The organism is Vibrio sp. Vb2880 (assembly GCF_033337975.1).
Lineage (GTDB): Bacteria > Pseudomonadota > Gammaproteobacteria > Enterobacterales > Vibrionaceae > Vibrio > Vibrio alginolyticus.
This window is the reverse complement of sequence record NZ_JAWORT010000058.1, coordinates 1-2,881: the sequence shown is the minus strand read 5'-3', so window position 1 is coordinate 2,881 and position 2,881 is coordinate 1. Positions and strand designations below refer to the sequence as shown.

2 protein-coding genes and 3 pseudogenes are annotated in these 2,881 nt (G+C 62.0%); 2 read left to right on the top strand and 3 right to left on the bottom strand.

Annotated features, from left to right (window positions below):
• Nucleotides 1-76: pseudogene (locus tag R7M92_RS24735) on the bottom strand (MerR family DNA-binding protein); the annotation flags it as partial.
• Here R7M92_RS24735 and R7M92_RS24730 point away from each other — a divergent pair.
• Nucleotides 71-205: pseudogene (locus R7M92_RS24730) on the top strand (relaxase); the annotation flags it as partial. The pseudogenes R7M92_RS24735 and R7M92_RS24730 sit on opposite strands and share 6 nt — an antisense overlap.
• 31 nt (nt 206-236) lie before the next feature.
• Here the strand turns inward: R7M92_RS24730 and tetR(A) are convergent.
• Nucleotides 237-887 carry a tetracycline resistance transcriptional repressor TetR(A) gene (gene tetR(A), locus R7M92_RS24725; RefSeq protein WP_000164043.1) on the bottom strand — a complete coding sequence of 217 codons (651 nt, stop codon included), beginning with the start codon at nt 885-887 and terminating at the stop codon, nt 237-239.
• 105 nt (nt 888-992) lie between these two features.
• On the opposite strand from tetR(A), the gene tet(A) reads away from it, so the two are divergent.
• Complete coding sequence (tet(A), locus tag R7M92_RS24720) at nt 993-2,192, top strand: tetracycline efflux MFS transporter Tet(A) (protein WP_001973670.1); 1,200 nt, start codon at nt 993-995, stop codon at nt 2,190-2,192.
• Nucleotides 2,193-2,223: 31 nt separating this feature from the next.
• On the opposite strand, the pseudogene R7M92_RS24715 reads toward tet(A), so the two are convergent.
• A pseudogene (locus R7M92_RS24715) lies at nt 2,224-2,739 on the bottom strand (DMT family transporter); the annotation flags it as partial.
• Between the last annotated feature and the right edge of the window lie 142 nt (nt 2,740-2,881).

The following is a 2,881-nucleotide window of genomic DNA, read 5'->3' as shown; positions in this document are numbered from 1 at the left end:
CTGCGATCTCGTCGAGGCTGAATCCGAGCCGCTGGGCTGATTTCACGAAGCGCACCCGCGTCACATCCGCCTCGCCAGAGAGGCCGAGCGCGGCCGTGAGGCTTGGACGCTAGGGCAGGGCATGAAAAAGCCCGTAGCGGGCTGCTACGGGCGTCTGACGCGGTGGAAAGGGGGAGGGGATGTTGTCTACATGGCTCTGCTGTAGTGAGTGGGTTGCGCTCCGGCAGCGGTCCTGATCAATCGTCACCCTTTCTCGGTCCTTCAACGTTCCTGACAACGAGCCTCCTTTTCGCCAATCCATCGACAATCACCGCGAGTCCCTGCTCGAACGCTGCGTCCGGACCGGCTTCGTCGAAGGCGTCTATCGCGGCCCGCAACAGCGGCGAGAGCGGAGCCTGTTCAACGGTGCCGCCGCGCTCGCCGGCATCGCTGTCGCCGGCCTGCTCCTCAAGCACGGCCCCAACAGTGAAGTAGCTGATTGTCATCAGCGCATTGACGGCGTCCCCGGCCGAAAAACCCGCCTCGCAGAGGAAGCGAAGCTGCGCGTCGGCCGTTTCCATCTGCGGTGCGCCCGGTCGCGTGCCGGCATGGATGCGCGCGCCATCGCGGTAGGCGAGCAGCGCCTGCCTGAAGCTGCGGGCATTCCCGATCAGAAATGAGCGCCAGTCGTCGTCGGCTCTCGGCACCGAATGCGTATGATTCTCCGCCAGCATGGCTTCGGCCAGTGCGTCGAGCAGCGCCCGCTTGTTCCTGAAGTGCCAGTAAAGCGCCGGCTGCTGAACCCCCAACCGTTCCGCCAGTTTGCGTGTCGTCAGACCGTCTACGCCGACCTCGTTCAACAGGTCCAGGGCGGCACGGATCACTGTATTCGGCTGCAACTTTGTCATGCTTGACACTTTATCACTGATAAACATAATATGTCCACCAACTTATCAGTGATAAAGAATCCGCGCGTTCAATCGGACCAGCGGAGGCTGGTCCGGAGGCCAGACGTGAAACCCAACAGACCCCTGATCGTAATTCTGAGCACTGTCGCGCTCGACGCTGTCGGCATCGGCCTGATTATGCCGGTGCTGCCGGGCCTCCTGCGCGATCTGGTTCACTCGAACGACGTCACCGCCCACTATGGCATTCTGCTGGCGCTGTATGCGTTGGTGCAATTTGCCTGCGCACCTGTGCTGGGCGCGCTGTCGGATCGTTTCGGGCGGCGGCCAATCTTGCTCGTCTCGCTGGCCGGCGCCACTGTCGACTACGCCATCATGGCGACAGCGCCTTTCCTTTGGGTTCTCTATATCGGGCGGATCGTGGCCGGCATCACCGGGGCGACTGGGGCGGTAGCCGGCGCTTATATTGCCGATATCACTGATGGCGATGAGCGCGCGCGGCACTTCGGCTTCATGAGCGCCTGTTTCGGGTTCGGGATGGTCGCGGGACCTGTGCTCGGTGGGCTGATGGGCGGTTTCTCCCCCCACGCTCCGTTCTTCGCCGCGGCAGCCTTGAACGGCCTCAATTTCCTGACGGGCTGTTTCCTTTTGCCGGAGTCGCACAAAGGCGAACGCCGGCCGTTACGCCGGGAGGCTCTCAACCCGCTCGCTTCGTTCCGGTGGGCCCGGGGCATGACCGTCGTCGCCGCCCTGATGGCGGTCTTCTTCATCATGCAACTTGTCGGACAGGTGCCGGCCGCGCTTTGGGTCATTTTCGGCGAGGATCGCTTTCACTGGGACGCGACCACGATCGGCATTTCGCTTGCCGCATTTGGCATTCTGCATTCACTCGCCCAGGCAATGATCACCGGCCCTGTAGCCGCCCGGCTCGGCGAAAGGCGGGCACTCATGCTCGGAATGATTGCCGACGGCACAGGCTACATCCTGCTTGCCTTCGCGACACGGGGATGGATGGCGTTCCCGATCATGGTCCTGCTTGCTTCGGGTGGCATCGGAATGCCGGCGCTGCAAACAATGTTGTCCAGGCAGGTGGATGAGGAACGTCAGGGGCAGCTGCAAGGCTCACTGGCGGCGCTCACCAGCCTGACCTCGATCGTCGGACCCCTCCTCTTCACGGCGATCTATGCGGCTTCTATAACAACGTGGAACGGGTGGGCATGGATTGCAGGCGCTGCCCTCTACTTGCTCTGCCTGCCGGCGCTGCGTCGCGGGCTTTGGAGCGGCGCAGGGCAACGAGCCGATCGCTGATCGTGGAAACGATAGGCCTATGCCATGCGGGTCAAGGCGACTTCCGGCAAGCTATACGCGCCCTAGGAGTGCGGTTGGAACGTTGGCCCAGCCAGATACTCCCGATCACGAGCAGGACGCCGATGATTTGAAGCGCACTCAGCGTCTGATCCAAGAACAACCATCCTAGCAACACGGCGGTCCCCGGGCTGAGAAAGCCCAGTAAGGAAACAACTGTAGGTTCGAGTCGCGAGATCCCCCGGAACCAAAGCAAGTAGGTTAAACCCGCTCCGATCAGGCCGAGCCACGCCAGGCCGAGAACATTGGTTCCTGTAGGCATCGGGATTGGCGGATCAAACACTAAAGCTACTGGAACGAGCAGAAGTCCTCCGGCCGCCAGTTGCCAGGCGGTAAAGGTGAGCAGAGGCACGGGAGGTTGCCACTTGCGGGTCAGCACGGTTCCGAACGCCATGGAAACCGCCCCCGCCAGGCCCGCTGCGACGCCGACAGGATCTAGCGCTGCGTTTGGTGTCAACACCAACAGCGCCACGCCCGCAGTTCCGCAAATAGGGGTCGTTTGCGGGAGAGGGCGAAATCCTACGCTAAGGCTTTGGCCAACGATATTCTCCGGTAAGATTGATGTGTTCCCAGGGGATAGGAGAAGTCGCTTGATATCTAGTATGACGTCTGTCGCACCTGCTTGATCGCGG